Consider the following 19033-nt stretch of genomic DNA (forward strand, 5'->3'; position numbering starts at 1 on the left):
ATTATATAAAAAACAAAAAAGCGCGGAAATAAAATTTTCGCGCTTTTTATGCTTATAATTCTCTTCTGACGCTTAGAATTCAGCTTTCAATAATGACAAATCATCACTGATGAAACTGAAAAAGTTCTGTTTCGCGACCCATAACCCGAAATCTGGAAATCCCGTATCACGAATCCCACAACAAACCATTAAAGCATTTTAAGATTGTTAACTTCCAGTTCTGTAAGGATTCTCCAGTGTCCACGTTTGATGTTTTTCTTTGTCATTCCAGCAAACATCACTCTGTCTAAAGCTTCCACCTCGTATCCAAGTCTTTGGAAAATTCTTCTGATAACACGGTTCCATCCGATATGAATTTCAATCCCGATCTCATTTTTCGGCTTTCCTTCAATGAATGAAATCTGATCTACTACCGCTATTCCTTCATCAAGACGAATTCCTTCTACGATAAGTCTCATGTCTTCATTGGTCAGTTTTTTATCCAGCGTCACATGATAAATCTTTTTCGCATCAAAAGATGGGTGCGTCAGTTTTTTCGTCATGTGTCCGTCATTCGTTAAAAGAATAACTCCGGTTGTAGAACGGTCAAGTCTTCCAACAGGGAAAAGACGGTATGGTGATGCGTTCGCTACCAGATCCATTACGGTTTTTCTGGCTTTGTCATCTTTAGTGGTAGAAATATATCCTTTCGGTTTATTTAAAAGCACATATACCGGTTTTTCAGGAGTAATACCCTGTCCGTCAAAAACTACTTTATCGGTCTTCTGAACCTGATAGCCCATTTCATTCACCACTACTCCGTTTACTTCTACCAGCCCCTGCGTGATCAGTTCGTCAGCTTCTCTTCTGCTGCAGATCCCGGAGTTGGCAATATACTTATTAAGACGGATGGTGTCTTTATGAACATCTTTTTCAATCTTGTTTAACCTTCTTTTCTGTACAAAAGATCTTGCCTTGTCATCATTTTTGTCATCAGCGGCGGAAGGTCTTCTTCCGTATTTCAGGCTACCTCTTTCATACTTGTCTCTGGTATCAAAACTCTTTGAGCCTCCTCTTTTGGCTGCCGGTTTTCCGAAAGTCTTTCTCTCACGTCCTTCACTTGAATTAGTGATGAAAGCTCTGCTCACAGTTTTTTCACCTGCCTCTTCATCATTGCTTTTTGCACTGTCATCACTTCTTTTGAAAGGTTTCTGCCCAAACTTTGAATTACTGCCCTTATGGTCAAAATTTCTTTCACCTGCTTTTGGAAAAGGTTTCTTAAAAGGTTTTGATCCTGAAGAATTTCCAGATCTGGAAGCACGAGAATCATCAGAATTGTTTCTTGTTGAAGTTCTTGGTCTTTTGGGTCTTTCTGAATTATTATTATCTCTGCTCATTTCTAAAAATTTCTGCAAAGATAGTAATTTAGTTACGAGTTAAAAATTAAGAATCATAACTTTGCAGAATAGTTTTATTTTAATTTTAAAGAAACTCCAATAATGATAACAATATTAAACGATGATTTTTCTCAATTAAACAATTTTCTACATGGAAAATCTTTCAGTAAAATCTTTATTTTAGTTGATGAAAACACCCATGAATATTGTCTTCCGGTTCTTTTAGGCAACATGGAAACAGATTTAGGTTTTGAAATTTTAGAGATTGAAGCCGGTGAGGAAATGAAAAATATCCAGACGGCCAATCAGCTTTGGGAAATCCTTACCGAAATGCAGGCAGACAGAAAAGCACTGGTCATCAATCTTGGTGGCGGTGTGATCACAGATATGGGCGGTTTTATTGCATCTACCTATAAAAGAGGAATTCAATTCATCAATATCCCTACTACCCTTTTATCCATGTGTGATGCTTCTATAGGCGGGAAAACAGGAATAGACCTGATGCATTATAAAAATATGGTGGGTACTTTTGCCTTCCCGGAACAAATCTTTATTTATCCTAAATTTTTGGAAACACTTCCTTTTAAAGAACTGCGAAGCGGTTTTGCAGAAATGCTGAAACACGGTCTTATTGCCGATAAAGCCCATTGGGAAAGCCTTATTCAGATTCACAAGCTGGATGTGGAAACGGTAGTTCCCCATATTCAGACTTCAATGGACATCAAGCAAGATGTGGTGGAAAAAGATTTCCATGAAAGAAACATCAGAAAGACCCTGAATTTCGGACATACTATAGGACATTCCGTGGAAAGTCTTTGCCTGAGCCAGGGAAATCCTATTCTTCATGGTGAGGCTGTAGCGATGGGAATGATTTGTGAAGCACACCTGGCTAATCTTGAAGAACTTATCACTGACGAAGATGCCACTTTTATCATCGAAAACATTCAGAGATACTACCCTTACCTTGATATCAGCGACTTTACAGACGAAAGCATTACAGAGCTTCTGCTTAATGATAAAAAGAATACGGACAGCAAAATCAATTTCTCCCTGCTTACCGGAATAGGATCATGTACGTATGATTACCAGTGCAGTAAGGAGAATATTTTAAAGTCATTAGAATTTTACAGAAAACTGGATACTGTTTAAATAGTGTCCGGAAGTTAGAACCTGGAAATGATTAAGATACTCAGACTAACCATGTCAAGGTTCGCAACCTTGACATGGTTCTAATTAACGGAAACTATTAAAAATTATGGACTCATACTCCCTCTCCCAACTTCCATCCATTCCTAATTCCCCGATATTTTTCGCTGCAAACGCTGTTTTATTGTCTGATAAACATCTTCCAGCTCATTCGTATCATTATATAAGTAAGGAAGATAAAAGCCCACGCCCTCTACTTTAACTCTGATCTTGTTTCCCAGCCATTTATCGGTTACCATCTCGACCGTCAACTGATCCGTAAAATAAGCTTTCTCCATTTTCGTACGAAAAAACATTGAGACTGCGTGAAAGTTTCGTGTTCCGGTCCCAAAGTCATAGATCGGGAAAAATTCAAAACTGTCATCATTGATAACAAGCTGTACAATTTTTTTCCGTCGGATAAACAATTTGATTCCCATGAAAATGCTGTACAGTGAAGCCAGGAATAAAATGATCAGTAAAACAAGCATCATCATAAGCGCAGCAGACTTTCCGGTTTTAATCTCTTCCATAATCCCGGGAACTGAGGGAAGCAAAAAATAAATAAAAAATGCCGGCAATACAATCATTACAGCACTGAACGTTGTGCTTCTATAGGGCGAAATAAAAAACAATTTCTGTCCGGAAGTATCCCGATATTCGGTCGTCGGAGGCGGAGGATCTATTATAAAAAAGGCATAGATGAATTTTACGGTCAAAAATAAGATCACGATACCCACACCCGCCATTGCATAAATTGTGAAGGGATATTCAACCATGCCTGAAAGGGTAACAAACATGGCCGCTATCGTCAGCACAGCAATAGCAACCGTAAATTTCACAATCTTTTTATGTTCCATAATTGCAGCTTTCTTTTTATACTTATCTATTATGAGGAAATTGAAAATGATCCTTTATCAAGCTTAAAAGCTTCATTTACAATATTACAGCTTATTATGAAATACCATTGTTTTTAACTTGTTTTAATACAACGTAGAACAATTTTCAAAACCTAATAATTTAGATTATTTCTAAACAAACGTTTAGTAGGAGCTTTAAATAACTGTTAACCAATTATTTAAATGTAAACACCTTGAAATCCCCATCCATTTACCACCTGACTTTTGTCATGTAATTTATTTTTGGCAAGCAATTTGAAAGATACTCTGCGTTCAACCAAAAAATTGAACAGTAGTAAAATTTAAAATTAAGAATAGTAAAATATTAAAAAAAATTAAAGTTATGAAAAAGTTAATTTTAGGATTAGCAGTAACTGCAAGTTCACTGGCATTCGCACAACAGACTCCAACAACTTCTTCTAACCCTGTAACATTTGGTGTGAAAGGTGGAATGAACGTATCTTCTCTTTCTAAAGATGAAGGTTTAGATGATCAAAAATCTAAAATCGGTTTCAATGCAGGTGTATTTGCTAACATTCCTGTTGCAGAATCATTCAGCATCCAGCCGGAGGTTTTATACTCTCAGTATGGTTCAAAAGCAGATTATACTGTACTAGGAAATAAGTTTTCTTCTTCCACTAAATTAGATTATATCGCAGTACCGGTAATGTTCCAGTACAATCTGATCCCTAATCTTTTTGTAGAAGCAGGTCCTGAATTCGGATTCCTGGTAAGTGCTAAAAACAAAATCAAAAACGAAAGTAACGGAAACTCTTCTACTTCTGATAACTACAAAGATGATTTAAAAACATTCAACTTTGGTATCGGTCTTGGAGCAGGATATTACTTCACGGATAACTTTGGAATCACAGCTAGATATGTTGCTGGTTTAACAGACGTAGCTAAAGACAGACCTAACGGATCTGATGCTGTAAGAAACAACACATTCCAGGTAGGATTAGCTTATAAATTCAAATAATAAGCTTTAACATTCAGATAACAAATTTTATATTCAATAGAAAGCCGGATTATTTATTTAGTCCGGTTTTTTTATGATTTTGTCGCTGTATTCAGCATTTTTGGCAAGGAGTTTGAATATACCTGATAAGCTGGAAAACATGATATTTCAATCATGCGAGACAGCAAAAAAGTTTCTTCATATACAAATTGATTTCAATAGAAAAGGTCAGGTTTATTCATTTAAGCCTGACCTTTTCGCGTGGAACATGATATTTATCAGTTTAATCCCTTTGGCGGGAATTTTGCTGCAGTGTGGGAACATAAGTTTAAACTTTAAAAATCATGAAAAAACTAATTTTAGGATTAGCATTTGCAGGAAGCCTTTTGGTGAATGCGCAAGAAAAAACAGATGCGAAATCTACTTCACCTATTACATTTGGAGTTAAAGCAGGATTCAACGCTTCTACTCTTTCCACATATGATGGGTATGATAACGATCAGAAAATGAAGGCAGGTTTCAATGCAGGAGTATTCGTTAATATTCCGGTAGCAGAAAAATTCAGTGTTCAGCCGGAACTTCTTTTTAATCAATTGGGTTCAAGAACTGAAGAAAAAAACAGTTCCAGCAACAGCTACAGATGGGAGTACGATTATAAAAAAACACTAAACTACCTTTCTGTTCCGGTAATGGTACAGTATAATATCCTTCCTCAGCTTTATGTAGAAGCAGGACCGGAATTTGGTTTTCTTTTAGGAGGGAAAGACAAAGGAGATCTTACTACTATCAAAACTTCTGGAAATACTACCACAACCGAAACAACAACTTTCTCAAATAAGATTGTTAAAGATCTACACAATAAATTCAATTTCGGAATCGGTATTGGAGCTGGATATTATTTTACTCAGAATTTTGGAGTAACAGCTAGATTTACAGCAGGGATTACAGATATTTATAAGCAGAACAGTGGAAATGCCATTAGAAACAACGCTTTCCAGGTAGGTGTAGCTTACAAATTCAAATAGAGATATATTATTTTCAAGTTAATGTCGGATCCTTTCTGGGTCCGGCATTTTTTATAGACATTAAATAGGACATGGTATTAGGGAGTATGATGCTATCTGGATTTTTGTTATCAGGACAGTTAACAGAAAATGTGTTTTTACCTCTAATGGAAAAAAGTCTTTTTTTATCAGTATATTAACTTATTTAATTGGTAAGAGTCCTTATCCTGAAATAGAAGCGTTATTGATTACGTTGGGACTGATCACAATTATTAGTTTAACAGTGATTATGCCATTTTAGAATGTTATTATAAGCAATGTTAATTAAGAATAAGTACGATGCTTTTTGCCAAACTTCATATAAAAATAAAGACTATACTAATTATGCAAAGTATAGCAATGCTAAGTGGCATGACTACACATCTCATTTGGATAATTAATAATGGATTTTTGTCGGAAAATTATAATGCTCCGTTTTTTACTAGATTTTTTTGGGATAGTTTGACTTTTATTGATCCCATTGCTGCCATCTTATTAATCATCAAGCCCAAAACTGGAATTTGGTTGACTTTCATAATTATTATAATTGATGTCTTTCACAATTTTATATTATGTTTTAGAAGTATAATTCCGAATTCTAATTTCTCTTACTGGATTGTCGGCAACTGGATGCTCATGTGTCAGATTTTTTTTCTTTTATTTGTGTCTGTTACCTTTAAAAGTAATTTAAAAGAAGTGAAAATTAGATCTGCAGAGTCTTAAGTATCTGGGATTGTTATGTTTCTTTGAGAGCTCACCTAACACTGAGCTCGAGTTCTCTCAGCAATCGAGAAATAAAACTATACGAATGAAGAAAAATTTTAAAGGTCTATTATATTTATTGATGTTATTTTTTTCATGTAATGATAGTAAAAAAGAGCGGTGTAAGGCGCAAACATGACATCCACGTACATCGCTTGCTTTTTCTATTTCACTCTTGAGGAAAATAAAAGCTTAAACATCTTCATCAATTATCTTATCTTTTTTCCCTGATTTTTTCCGGTTTAACATTATATTAAATCATCAACATAAATACGTTTTAGCCTAAAATCCGATCAAAATATTGAATTCCATAATATAATTTTTCATAAAAATTCGTTAAAAGCAGAGATAAGACAATAGCAAAAAACTTTACAAAAGCCCTTCAGATAAGGGTTTTACGAGTTTGGCAAGCATTTTGCAAAATAATTCAAGTCTGATTGAAAAACCAGGCACGAAGTACAACAGTAAAATTAAAAAATAAAATTATGAAGAAGTTATTTCTAGGGTTGGCAGTTACTGCTGGCATGATGACATTTGCTCAAGAAACAAAAACAGTAACTCAAGAACCTATTAAAAAAGAAAAACAACCGATCAGATTTGGTATTAAAGCAGGGGGAAACTCTTCTTACTTCAGTGAGCAGAAATTAAGCCTGGACAACCAAAAAGTCGGATTCCATGCTGGGGTTTTAGTTAATATTCCACTTTCTCAGAAATTCAGCTTACAGCCCGAAGTTTTATACAACCAGTTAGGAGCAAGAAGCGTGATCTCATCTACGGATGTAACAACGGGTGCTACGAACGTTAAAACGAAGAGCGAATACAAAACTACCATGAACTACATTTCAGTTCCTTTAATGGTACAAATGAGACCTACTGAAAGGTTTTATGTAGAGGCAGGTCCTGAATTCAGCTATTTCATCAACGGAAAAAATTCCGGAGACAGCACGATTTCTACTACAACAGGTGGTGTTACCACAACTCAGTCTGTATCTAACTCTGAAGACATTAACAAAGATAATGTTAACAAGTTTAATTTAGGATTAGGTTTAGGTCTTGGATATGATATTACTCAAAACCTTGGGATAAACGCAAGATACATCAACAGTCTTACGGATATGAGAAACCAAAAGCCAGAAGGTACAGAACCATTGAACCACAGAGCATTTCAGTTAGGTCTGAATTACAAATTCTAATAAGAGACAATCAATTATTTAACCTATAGTAAAGTCCGGATTTAAAATTTTTAAGTCCGGACTTTCGTTTTTAGGCTAATCAAGATTTCAAATATCAGATATTTGTCATTGATTCAACGTTTCTCAATGTAAAACTCTCAAATCCTAAAACACTCCGACGCTCAAACCTCTTTACCGGTTATTCAAATATTCGCGGATCATCGCTGATCACACCATCTATTCCCATGTCTTTTAATTCCTTTAATCTTTCTTTGGTGTTAACGGTCCATGGGATCACTTTCATACCTAATGCATGGCATTCCTGTACCAATGTTGAAGTAACGAGTGTATGATCAGGACTGTAAATGGTTGGGGTAAAACTTAGAAATTTCATATCTCCGGCTATACCATTCAAATGATTCGGGTACTGCATGAATTTTTCGACCGGTATATTTTCGAAATGAGCTTGCTGCTGTACCATCTTTTTATCATCCACTTTTTCTACCAGCAAAGCAGTCATGATCTTCGGATATTCTTTATGAATAATTTCAAGTGTTCTTGGGTCAAACGACTGGATAATGACCCGGTCCTGAATACCTTTTTTTACAATAATTTCCATCATCAGATCTACAAATTCCTTAGGTTCAGGATGAAATATATGGTCTGAAAACGGGCGTGTTTTGGTTTCTATATTATAAAAGGGCAAAGGTCTTTTCAATTCACGGGAATAAGCCTCACAGGCATCTATTACGTCTGAGAAAAGCGGTTTTTGAACCTTCATCTTCTTTTGATCGAGATAGCGGTCAAGCTTCTTTGAGCCTACATCAAAGGTCCGAATCTTTGCATAGGACATATCATATATTTTATAGTAAAACCCGGAGTCTTTCGGAATATAGGTCCCATCCGGCTTCGTTATTAATTCAGGAGAAAGGAAAGCATCATGGGAAAGGATTACTTTTTTGTCCTTCGTGACCGCAAGATCCATTTCCAATGTCGTCACATTCATTTCCAAAGCATTCTTCATGGCCGGAATTGTATTTTCGGGATATAGGGACTTCCCTCCGCGATGTGCCTGATTATCAAAAGACTGAGAGGAATACCATTGGGCCAGTACCAGAAAAGCACCCGCTAAAAATACGTTCTTCATATCGTGAAATTTAAAAGAACAAATTTAGAATTTGTGTTTCTGCTTTGTAATAAAGGAATATTAAGCTTTTGATACATTTATAAAAACAAAAAGAAGCCAGACTCAATGCCTGGCTTCTTCCTTTTATTTCGAATCGTAGATGATTAATTAAATAATTCTACCTCCTCTCCTTTTTCTACAGGATATTCTTCTGTGAAACATCCGAAACAGTGGTTGGATGACCCTAAAATTTCTTTCAGGTTGTCTGTGCTTAAGAACTCTAAAGAGTCTACACCCAGATAATCTCTAAGCTCTTCGGTAGTCATGTTCGCTGAAATCAAATCATCTTTTGAAGGAGTATCGATTCCTAAATAGCATGGAGCAATAATAGGGGGAGAAACGCTTCTGAAGTGGATCTCTTTTACACCTGCATCCTTCAATATTTTCACCAATCTTTTGGAAGTAGTTCCCCTTACGATAGAATCGTCGATGATCACTACTCTTTTATCCTTAATCTCGGAGATAATCGGGTTAAGCTTAAGGTTCACTACTCTTTCTCTCATTTCCTGTGTAGGAACAATGAAACTTCTTCCGATGTATCTGTTTTTGATCAGAACCGGACGGAAAGGTATTCCGGAAGCTTTTGAGAAACCTATGGCAGCGGGAACTCCTGAATCAGGAACCCCGATCACGATATCTGCTTCTACAGGTGCCTGTTCCCAGATCTTTTCACCGGATTTTTCTCTGATTTCATATACATTGATGTTTTCCAGGGTGGAGTCAGGTCTTGCGAAGTAGATGTATTCGAAAGAACAGATTCTCTGCTTCCCTCTTCCTTCATTCACCATATAAGACTGAAGTTTTCCAGGCTCATTTTCGTTGGTATAAATGATCTCTCCCGGAAGAATATCACGTACATACTGAGCGCCTACAGCATCCAGTGCAACAGATTCGGAAGCTACCACGTACGTATTTTCGTCAACAGCTCCTAAAACCAGTGGTCGGATCCCATTGAAATCTCTGAATGCAAAGAATTTATTTCTCGTCATTCCCACTACGGAATAAGCACCTTCAATTTTCTCCATGGTAGCTTTGATAGCTCCACGAAGTCCTAAATCAAGATTTTTCTGGATCAATCTTAAAATAACCTCAGAATCGGAAGTTGCTCTGAAGACAACGCCTTCAGCTTCCAGTTCATTTTTTAATTCTCTCGCATTGGTAAGGTTACCGTTATGCGCTATAGAAAGAATAATCTGGTCGTACTCGTTTTTCGCGAAGAACGGCTGAAAATTATACTTCTTTTTGTCTCCTGCAGTGGTATAACGGGTATGGCCAATTGCAGAATTTCCCATAAAAGCCTCAGGTTCCTGAATTTCTTTATAAACGTCTAAAACCAGTCCTTCATCTTTCATGTTCGTGATTTTTCCGTCTTTTAAAACGGAAATACCGCAGGCTTCCTGTCCTCTGTGCTGCAGGGCAAAAAGTCCGAACTGTGAAAGGGAAAACGTATCCAGATCATTGTCAGAATACAGTCCGAAGATCCCGCACTCCTCGTTGGGAGCATCCAGTCTTTCTTCTTCCTGCGTTCTGAAAAGATTCCTTCCGTAGGTCTGGCCTTTAAACTGTTTTAAATATTCACTTTTATGAATGTCTAAACTTTTCATTTCTATTTTTTCTATTCTAGATCTAAGAAGTCAGATTTCAGATTTCAGACTAAAAACCGACTTCAAATTTTAATTTTGTTTACTAACAAATCATTTTCCAGCGCTTAACAGTCTAGCATCTGGTGTCTGACATCTGAAATCTACTTACCAAGTAAATTTTTCAGTCGGTTGTAGATCTCTACGTAAGCTTCAGTCACTTCTCCAAGATCTCTTCTGAATCTGTCTTTATCCAGTTTTTTCATGGTATCTTTGTCCCAAAGTCTGCATGTATCAGGAGAAATTTCGTCAGCAAGGATGATTTCCCCGTCTGCTGTTTTTCCTAATTCAATTTTGAAATCAACCAGGATGATGTTCATTTTATCAAAAAGATCGATCAGGATTTCGTTGATATCAGAAGTAAGCTCGTACATTTCATCAAGCTCTTCATAGGTGGCTGCTCCTAAGAAAACGGCGTGGTGATCGTTGATAAGCGGATCTCCCAACTCGTCTTTTTTATAGCAGATATCGAAGATGGTCACCGGAGATTTAATTCCTTCTTCCACTCCTAATCTCTGAGCCATGCTTCCCGCAGAGTAATTTCTTACCACCATTTCCAATGGAATGATGGATACTTTTTTTACCAGCTGCTCTCTCTCGTCTAATTGTTTGATGAAATGAGTTTTAATCCCTTTTTCATTTAAGTATTCAAAAATAAGAGTAGTGATCGCGTTGTTCATTTCGCCTTTCAAATCAACAGACCCTCTTTTTTGAGCGTTAAATGCTGTAGCGTCGTCTTTAAAACGTACCACTACTTCATTAGGATTATCGGTAGCAAATACCTGTTTTGCTTTACCTTCGTACAACATTTCTTTCTTTTCCATTTCTAAATTCTTATTAGTTAGATTTATTTTATATTACTTAATTAAAATTCCTGTTAAAACAGCCAATCCGAAACTCAACAACGTTCCGATCAGTACATATTCAGTGAGTTTTCTCTGTTTAGCCTGTGCCAGATCACTGAATCTGAAAACAGATTTGGCCGCTACCATAAAACCTACACCTTCCCAATGATTCACCATAATAAACGTGAAAACCAGAAGACGTTCCAAGATTCCGATATATTTTCCTGCACTCGACAGCGATTCGGTCTGCAAACTGCTTTGCGTTTCAGGAACCGGCGTCCATGAAGACAATAATATTTTAATGAAAATGGAAGCTGGTGTTGATAGAAACAATGCTGCCATCACTATTTTTAAAACATTCTGATGACCCAGAAAATCGAAACTGAATTCTTTGAAATAAAATGAGATTCCTGCAATCACAAAAATATGCAGCATCTGATCAATAAAAAACCATCTCTTCTTATTCTTTACGTTTTGAAAGATGAGTTTTGAGGCATCAATAATAAAATGCGTGATTCCAACCAGAATGGCTACCCACCACAGATCTGTGTTCCAGAGAAAAACAAAACTTAAAACAGTATGGATCAGAACATGCAGGTACAAATACGGGCTTTTCAGCTTACGGCGTTCTTTATCTGCAACCCACGAATCTGGCTGAAGAATAAAATCTCCGAATAGATGTGCCAATATGAGTTTAGTAAAGATCATGCTTACAGTTCTGAGATTTTCTTTCTAAAATATTGATTCGTTTCTACGATAAGTTCGTAGTTGGCGCGTTTCAGCCTCTGGCTTACGGAGGACTGTGAGATGGCAAATTTCTTAGCGAGATCTTCCTGTGTGATATCCTTGTTCATGATCATTTCGTGAATGATCTCTGCCGTGGCTACCGTCCAGCTGTCGAAATCTTTGGAAGACCATTTCAGGAGGATATTTAAATCCCTGTCTACGGCTTCATTGGAGGTTTTTATAGAAACGGTGTGTCCGTCACTTTTAAGATCGTTGAGCAGCCGTCCGGAATGTACATAAGCTGTTCCATTGGATTCAGTGATCTTTTCAGAGGAAAAATTCTCTTCACCAATGCCTATAGCAATTCTTACATCTAAATTTTCCTGACTTCTTATGAGGGACTTTATGGCTAGAAAACGCCAGAACACTTCATCAATGCTACACTTGAACTGGAACTCGTCTCCTCTGTAGATTTCCCATGCGAGCGGTGAACTTCCCCAGTTTTCCAGGAGATTCTTGAGTCTGGTGATCCAAACTTCCGTGTCTGCATGCTGTGAATTTATAATATCACCGGTTATGACCGCTATCATTGTGCAAATATAAGCATAATTACTTATAAATAAAAAATATAAGCAGAAACACTTATAGATATTGATTATTAGTGAATCTGCTTATATCAATTATGTATTGTTTATAAGCTTTTTAGCGAATATTGATGATATTGCTTCGCTTCGCTCGCAATGACTATTGGGTGTTTTTTTTATTTTTTGATAAACTGATACACTTTTTCATCAAGTTTTAAGAAATAAAAACCTGCAGAAAGATTCTGAAGAGAAATATTCTTCTTGTTTCTGAACGGATCTTTTTCAGTATAAATCACTTTTCCTGAAACGTCCAGTACCTGAGCCATCATAATATCCTGAGTTTCTCCGCTTACAAAAAGATCGTCATGAACCGGGTTCGGATATATTTTAAACTCTTTATTTGAAGTGATAAGATCAGTCGTAGATAAAGTTCCTCCAAGATTCTGGCAGTAGTTGATAGCATAAGAATCCCATTCACTTAAAGTAAATGTGCTTGTCGGTTGGTTGACTGTAATTTTTCTGTAAAGAGAAACATTACCGTTCGCATTTGCTGTACTTTTCACACCGATTCCATCTACAGTACCAAAACCCTTATAGGCCAATTCCACATATTGACTCCCTGTATACGTCATGGGAGTAGAAGCCGTAACAAATTTAGCCTGTGAATTGGTATAACACGTGAATGCGGCATTGGGGTTTAAAACTACAAATGTTTCATTATTGGCAATTTTACCTTCAAGCTGAAAACTATTTGAGAAATAATAACTGGTTCCACTGTAAAACTGAATATTTAAATTGTAATTATTCAGATTAACTTCATGTCCGGTTTTATTGGTAATTTCTATCGCTTTATTATTGCCACTTCCTTCAATATATTTGGTAATCATTAAATCTTTAGCAAAACCATCTGAAGCAATCGTGGCCGAGGTTGCGACGTTACTCATTGGAGATTCCAAATATCCTTTATCATAAGATTTTACCGTAAAAGTATACGTTGTTGATGGAGTCAGCCTATCAATGGAGATACTGGTACTTTTAGTAGTAGCAATAGGCGTTGCAGCACCATTCATATAAATTTTGTATCCTAAAACATCCGTATCTGTACTTGGCGTCCAGCTTAAATTGACAAAATTGGCATTTTGTTGAACTACTGACAGATTTGTTGGAGCAGAAGGTGCCGTTGTATCAGGAGTTTCAGACCAGATTAAATCAACCCAACCCGGATTATCAATAAATGGATTTCTATTTTTCTGAATACTATATACCGTATTATTTCTGTCTATTTCTCTTTGTGAAACAGGGTCCAAAGCATTCCACTGCTTTAACATCGTAATATAAGCAGGCTCAAAAGCACGTTCTTCCGTTCCATCCAACTGGGATTCGTCATTGGCCGGAGTGGTTCCTGCATTATGATTGAAGCCGTTCAGTTTTCCTTCATATCTTACGGCAAAATACAGCAATGCTCTGGCAACATCTCCTTTAAATTCATTGATTGGTTCATAAACACGTCCTGTATAAGCTAAACCCGGAGTTGCATCGTTTCCAATTTTTGAACCATTAGTAAAACTATGATAAATTGTCGATCCCACTACACCATAAGGATAATTGGATCTTCTCTGATTGATCCAGGCATCAACTGGTACAATGTAAAACAAATCGGAATACATAGGATAATTACCGATATCCCCCGTACTGAATGTACTTTGCGGAATCATATGCTCACGGTTCCACGCAATTCCTTCTCCTGTAATAGAACCTGATCCTTGCAATTGTGTGGAGTTGTACTCATATGCATCTGCTCCACCTGGGATTTCTGAGTAAATATCTAATAATATATAGTTTCCATTGGAAGGATTATTCGTGTTATTATGATCGTAATAAACATCTAAATCTGTCTGTTTATAATATTCCTGCAAGTCACCATAGTGCCAGTTGACATTCTTTTCAGCAATAATATCATGCAACTTAGACTTCAGTGCATAGCCTGTAAGTCCCACTGCTCCGTCATAATAGCCCGCCGGAATCTGGGCGGAAACCAATGAGGAGATTAAAATAATAGGTAGTAGAAGTTTTTTCATTCCTTAAAAATTGGGTGGCTAAAATAGTAAATTAAAACACTTAAAGTTCTGAAAAATTTATTAAAAAATCATTAATTATGAAAATATAAAAAATTGATTATTAAAATATTGCGTATACAATGCTATGAGCTAAATAATTATTTTTGGCTTTCCGTCAATTTAATTATCTTTGGGAACTAACTATTTTATCTATATGAACACAGAGACTATTGACAACATTAAAATGATAGCGGAAACAGCAAGAGAATTTGCTGAGAAAAATATCAGACCGAATATTATGGAGTGGGACGAGAGCCAAACATTTCCAAAAGACTTATTTCACCAGTTAGGAGAAATGGGATTTATGGGGATCGTAGTTCCTGAGCAGTACGGAGGTTCCGGTCTGGGTTATCATGAATATGTTACCATTCTGGATGAAATCTCTCAGGTAGACCCATCTATCGGTCTTTCTGTAGCGGCACACAATTCACTTTGTACCAATCATATCTATGAATTCGGAAATGAGGAGCAGAGACACAGATGGCTTCCACAGCTTGCTTCAGGAAAAGTAATTGGCGCATGGGGACTTACAGAGCACAATACAGGTTCTGATTCAGGAGGTATGTCTACAACTGCTGTAAAAGACGGTGATGACTGGATCATCAACGGAGCTAAAAACTTCATCACTCACGCCATTTCAGGAGATATTGCCGTAGTAATGACAAGAACAGGTGAAATAGGAGCTAAAAACAACTCTACCGCTTTTGTTTTGGAAAAAGGAATGCCGGGTTTCACTTCAGGAAAGAAAGAAAATAAACTGGGAATGCGTGCTTCCGAAACAGCTGAACTTATTTTTGACAGCGTTCGTGTACCGGATTCACACCGTTTAGGAGAAGTAGGTGAAGGTTTCAAGCAGGCTATGAAAATCCTGGATGGTGGTAGAATTTCTATCGCTGCTTTAAGTTTAGGAACAGCAAGAGGTGCTTACAAAGCCGCTTTAAAATATGCTAAAGAAAGACATCAGTTTGGAAAAGCTATCGCTGAATTCCAAGCTATCAACTTTATGCTTGCTGATATGGCCACAGAAATTGATGCTGCTGAACTTCTGATCCAAAGAGCATCAACATTGAAAAATGCCAAGCAAAAAATGACCAAAGAAGGAGCAATGGCTAAATTGTATGCTTCTGAGGCTTGTGTAAGAATTTCCAACAATGCCGTTCAGATCTTCGGAGGTTACGGATATACAAAGGACTTCCCTGCTGAGAAATTCTACAGAGATTCTAAATTATGTACCATCGGTGAAGGAACTTCAGAAATCCAGAGAATGGTAATCGGAAGAGATATTACAAAATAAGTGACCATTTTTCAAATTCTGACTTCAAAATCAGATTGAGAATTATTTCATTCATAAACCAATAGCATACGTATTTTGCGTATGCTATTTTCTTTTTATGAGATAATATATTTTTCACAATATTCAATGTATTACATAATATTTTAAATGAATACTCTAAATTTTTCTTAAATAATTTTGTTTTTCGTAACATAAAAATTATTAGCTTTGATATTCCACAACCAAAACAAATAATTAATATGAAAAAACAATTATCCATGATTGGAATGCTTCTGATTACAGGCATTTCTTTCGCGCAGACTGACCGTCTCTGGAGTGAAGGTTCAAAAAAAGCACCTTCAGACATCTTTGAAAACAAAACCCAAATCATTAATCCGAAGATTTACAGCTTGGATTTCGCCGGATTAAAGAATGCACTGGCCAAAGCTCCCAAAAGATTGGCTGCGGGAGAAAAATCAGAAACCATCATTTCTTTTCCCAATTCCGAAGGGAAGATGGAAAATTTTAAAGTAAGGGAAAATTCAAACTTCGACCCTCAGCTTGCCGCGAAATATCCGGATATCAAATCTTATGTAGGCGAAGGCCTCAACGATCCTAACTCAACAGTTTATTTCAGTATTTCTTCACTCGGACTTTCTTCCATGGAGATTTATGGTGACAAATCTGCTGTTTTCATTGAACCCTACGCTAAAGATCTTTCTTCTTATGTAGTGTATAGAAAATCAGACAAAAAAGACAACCTCAACAAATTCGAATGTACCGTTATTGATGTCGCTCAAAAAGGAGTATCCAACACCAATATCGCGGCAAGACCTAACGCAGATGATGCCAAGCTGAGAACATTCAGACTGGCGCTTTCCACTACCGGGGAATACACGGTATATTTTGGAGGAACCAAAGCCAATGCACTGGCAGCTATCAACAACACCATGACACGTGTAAACGGTGTGTTCGAAAAAGACTTTGCCGCAAGAATGGTACTGATCGCTAATAACGATGCCGTAATCTACACGAATGCTTCCACAGACCCTTATTCTGCCTCTTCAGGAATGAGCAGCTGGAATTCCCAGCTTCAAAGCACTCTGACTTCAGTAATTGGTGAAGCCAACTATGACATCGGACACTTATTCGGAGCTTCCGGAGGTGGCGGAAATGCAGGATGTATAGGATGTGTATGCACAAACGGCTCAAAAGGAAGCGGATACACCTCTCCGGCAGATGCCATTCCTTCAGGAGACAATTTCGATATTGATTATGTAGCCCACGAAATGGGACATCAATTTGGTGGAAATCACACCTTCTCTCATGGAAATGAAGGTACTGGTGTCAATATGGAACCGGGTTCAGGATCAACTATCATGGGATATGCAGGAATTACCGGCCAGGATGTTCAGCCTCATTCAGATGCTTTCTTCCATGCGGTAAGTATCCAGCAGATTACCAATAATATTAAAGCTAAAACATGTCCGGTAAGCACTTCTACAGGAAATGCAATTCCTACCGCTAGCGCCGGCCTTGATTATACCATTCCGAAAGGAACACCATTTATGCTGACAGGAACAGGAACCGATGCGAACGGAGATTCATTAACCTATATCTGGGAACAGATGGATAATGCTTCCTCGTCACAGACGGGAGCCAGCTCTGCAGCGAGTGCCACAAAAGCAACAGGTCCTACTTTCAGATCATGGACTCCGACAACGTCCCCTGTAAGATATTTTCCTAGAATGGCTTCCATTTTAACGGGAGGAACCACTACTGCAGGATCTGAGATCACAGTGGAAGCTTTATCCAACGTAGCCAGATCATTAAACTTCAGATTTACCGTTCGTGACAACAGAGCCGGAGGTTCAGGAAACAATTCTGACGATGCACTGGTGACGGTAAACGCAACGGCAGGACCATTCAGTGTATCTTCTCAAAACTCAGCAATAGCTTATGTGGGGGGAAGTTCACAGACGGTTACCTGGAACGTAGCAGGAACAACAGCTAATAACGTCAATGCTGCCAATGTAGACATCCTTTGGTCCACAGACAGCGGAAATACATGGACTACCCTTCTTGCCGGAACTCCTAATGACGGATCCCAGGCGGTAACCATTCCGAATTCATCCACTACAACAGGAAGAATTATGGTAAAAGGCTCCAATCATATCTTCTTTGATGTGAACAATGCCAATATTACCGTTAATGCAGGTTCAGGTACAGATACCGTGGCTCCTACAGCTCCTACCCTTACTGCTTCCGGAACAACAGCTACTACTACCAACCTTTCCTGGAGTGGTGCTACCGACAATGTAGGCGTTACAGGATATGATGTCTATATGAACGGATCTGTGATCGGCAATACAGCTTCTACTACTTATACGGTAACAAGTTTAACACCTGCAACTACTTACAGCTTCACCGTTAAATCTAAAGATGCGGCAGGAAATGTATCTCCTTCCAGCAATACGGTAAACGTTACAACACTTACCGGAGGAACTGTAACGTACTGTTCATCTTCTGCAAACAATACCGCAGACGAAAGAATCGGAAACGTGAAATTCGGAACCATCAACAATACTTCAACGGGTACTGCAGGATACGAAAACTTCACTTCAGTTTCTACCAACGTAACAAGAGGAAGCGCATACACCATCTCAATAACTCCAACTTGGACTTCAACGGTTTACAGCGAGGCTTACGCAGTATATATCGATTATAACGGCGACGGCGACTTTATAGACAGTGGAGAATTAGCCTGGACTAAAGCAGGCTCTACTACAACTCCGGTAACGGGAAGTATTACTATCCCTGCTACTGCAACCGTTGGCTCTACAAGAATGAGAGTAATGATGCAGTACAACTCCGTTCCGACATCTTCATGTGGTTCATATACTTATGGCCAGGTTGAAGATTATACCCTTAATATCGTTTCTTCAGGCAGAGGAGAACTTTCTGACACCAAAGATTTAATCGCTGGATTCAGAGTTTATCCAAACCCTGTAAAAGATATATTATACATTTCAAACACGGAATCTGAAGATTATAAGATCTTCGATATGGGTGGAAAACTAATCAATTCAGGAAAACTAGAAAGAGGCAGTGTGAATGTAAGCGGACTTATCAAAGGAGCTTATATGATCCAGATTGGAGACCATGCCAAGAGATTTATTAAAAACTAATAACCCTAGACCTATTTATTCAATGCTGCCTCAAAAGAGGCAGTATTTTTTTTACGCTCTATTTCCCTTTCAATTGTAT

General features: G+C 37.6%; 14 protein-coding genes. 6 read left to right on the forward strand and 8 right to left on the reverse strand.

Going from position 1 to position 19033, the window contains the following annotated elements; all coding sequences use genetic code 11:
• Positions 1 to 188: 188 nt before the first annotated feature.
• Positions 189 to 1376, reverse strand: coding sequence for a pseudouridine synthase (locus LC419_RS13955; RefSeq protein ID WP_223607941.1), 1188 nt, complete (start codon positions 1374 to 1376; stop codon positions 189 to 191).
• 102 nt (positions 1377 to 1478) lie between these two features.
• Between LC419_RS13955 and aroB the strand changes: the two genes are divergently transcribed.
• On the forward strand, positions 1479 to 2525 hold the full coding sequence (gene aroB, locus LC419_RS13960; RefSeq protein ID WP_223607942.1) for a 3-dehydroquinate synthase: 1047 nt from the start codon (positions 1479 to 1481) through the stop codon (positions 2523 to 2525).
• 143 nt (positions 2526 to 2668) lie between these two features.
• On the opposite strand, the gene LC419_RS13965 is transcribed toward aroB, so the two are convergent.
• On the reverse strand, positions 2669 to 3421 hold the full coding sequence (locus LC419_RS13965) for a hypothetical protein (protein ID WP_223607943.1): 753 nt from the start codon (positions 3419 to 3421) through the stop codon (positions 2669 to 2671).
• Between the two features lie 382 nt (positions 3422 to 3803).
• On the opposite strand from LC419_RS13965, the gene LC419_RS13970 reads away from it, so the two are divergent.
• The 3 genes from LC419_RS13970 (at position 3804) to LC419_RS13980 (ending at position 7416) form a co-directional block, all read left to right on the forward strand.
• On the forward strand, positions 3804 to 4439 hold the full coding sequence (locus LC419_RS13970; protein WP_223607944.1) for a porin family protein: 636 nt from the start codon (positions 3804 to 3806) through the stop codon (positions 4437 to 4439).
• Positions 4440 to 4762: 323 nt separating this feature from the next.
• Positions 4763 to 5443: a porin family protein gene (locus LC419_RS13975; protein ID WP_223607945.1), complete on the forward strand. Its 681-nt coding sequence runs from the start codon at positions 4763 to 4765 to the stop codon at positions 5441 to 5443.
• A gap of 1265 nt (positions 5444 to 6708) precedes the next feature.
• Positions 6709 to 7416 carry a porin family protein gene (locus LC419_RS13980; RefSeq protein ID WP_223607946.1) on the forward strand — a complete coding sequence of 236 codons (708 nt, stop codon included), beginning with the start codon at positions 6709 to 6711 and terminating at the stop codon, positions 7414 to 7416.
• A 178-nt stretch (positions 7417 to 7594) separates the two neighbouring features.
• On the opposite strand, the gene LC419_RS13985 is transcribed toward LC419_RS13980, so the two are convergent.
• From LC419_RS13985 to LC419_RS14010, 6 genes are all read right to left on the reverse strand, one after another.
• On the reverse strand, positions 7595 to 8542 hold the full coding sequence (locus LC419_RS13985; protein ID WP_223607947.1) for a glycerophosphodiester phosphodiesterase family protein: 948 nt from the start codon (positions 8540 to 8542) through the stop codon (positions 7595 to 7597).
• Between the two features lie 143 nt (positions 8543 to 8685).
• On the reverse strand, positions 8686 to 10185 hold the full coding sequence (gene purF / locus LC419_RS13990; RefSeq protein ID WP_223607948.1) for an amidophosphoribosyltransferase: 1500 nt from the start codon (positions 10183 to 10185) through the stop codon (positions 8686 to 8688).
• 140 nt (positions 10186 to 10325) lie between these two features.
• The gene (purC, locus tag LC419_RS13995) at positions 10326 to 11045 is read right to left on the reverse strand and encodes a phosphoribosylaminoimidazolesuccinocarboxamide synthase (RefSeq protein ID WP_034730194.1); all 720 of its coding nucleotides are present in this window, start codon (positions 11043 to 11045) and stop codon (positions 10326 to 10328) included.
• A gap of 33 nt (positions 11046 to 11078) precedes the next feature.
• Positions 11079 to 11774, reverse strand: coding sequence for a DUF3307 domain-containing protein (locus LC419_RS14000; RefSeq protein ID WP_223607949.1), 696 nt, complete (start codon positions 11772 to 11774; stop codon positions 11079 to 11081).
• A gap of 2 nt (positions 11775 to 11776) precedes the next feature.
• Positions 11777 to 12382 (reverse strand): SatD family protein, encoded by a 606-nt coding sequence (locus LC419_RS14005; protein ID WP_223607950.1) that lies wholly within the window; start codon positions 12380 to 12382, stop codon positions 11777 to 11779.
• Positions 12383 to 12552: 170 nt separating this feature from the next.
• Complete coding sequence (locus LC419_RS14010; RefSeq protein WP_223607951.1) at positions 12553 to 14454, reverse strand: endonuclease; 1902 nt, start codon at positions 14452 to 14454, stop codon at positions 12553 to 12555.
• Positions 14455 to 14647: 193 nt separating this feature from the next.
• On the opposite strand from LC419_RS14010, the gene LC419_RS14015 reads away from it, so the two are divergent.
• Complete coding sequence (locus tag LC419_RS14015; RefSeq protein ID WP_223607952.1) at positions 14648 to 15787, forward strand: acyl-CoA dehydrogenase family protein; 1140 nt, start codon at positions 14648 to 14650, stop codon at positions 15785 to 15787.
• A gap of 239 nt (positions 15788 to 16026) precedes the next feature.
• Positions 16027 to 18954: a reprolysin-like metallopeptidase gene (locus tag LC419_RS14020; protein WP_223607953.1), complete on the forward strand. Its 2928-nt coding sequence runs from the start codon at positions 16027 to 16029 to the stop codon at positions 18952 to 18954.
• Positions 18955 to 19033 lie beyond the last annotated feature (79 nt).

Source organism: Chryseobacterium sp. OSA05B, assembly GCF_019970065.1.
GTDB lineage: Bacteria > Bacteroidota > Bacteroidia > Flavobacteriales > Weeksellaceae > Chryseobacterium.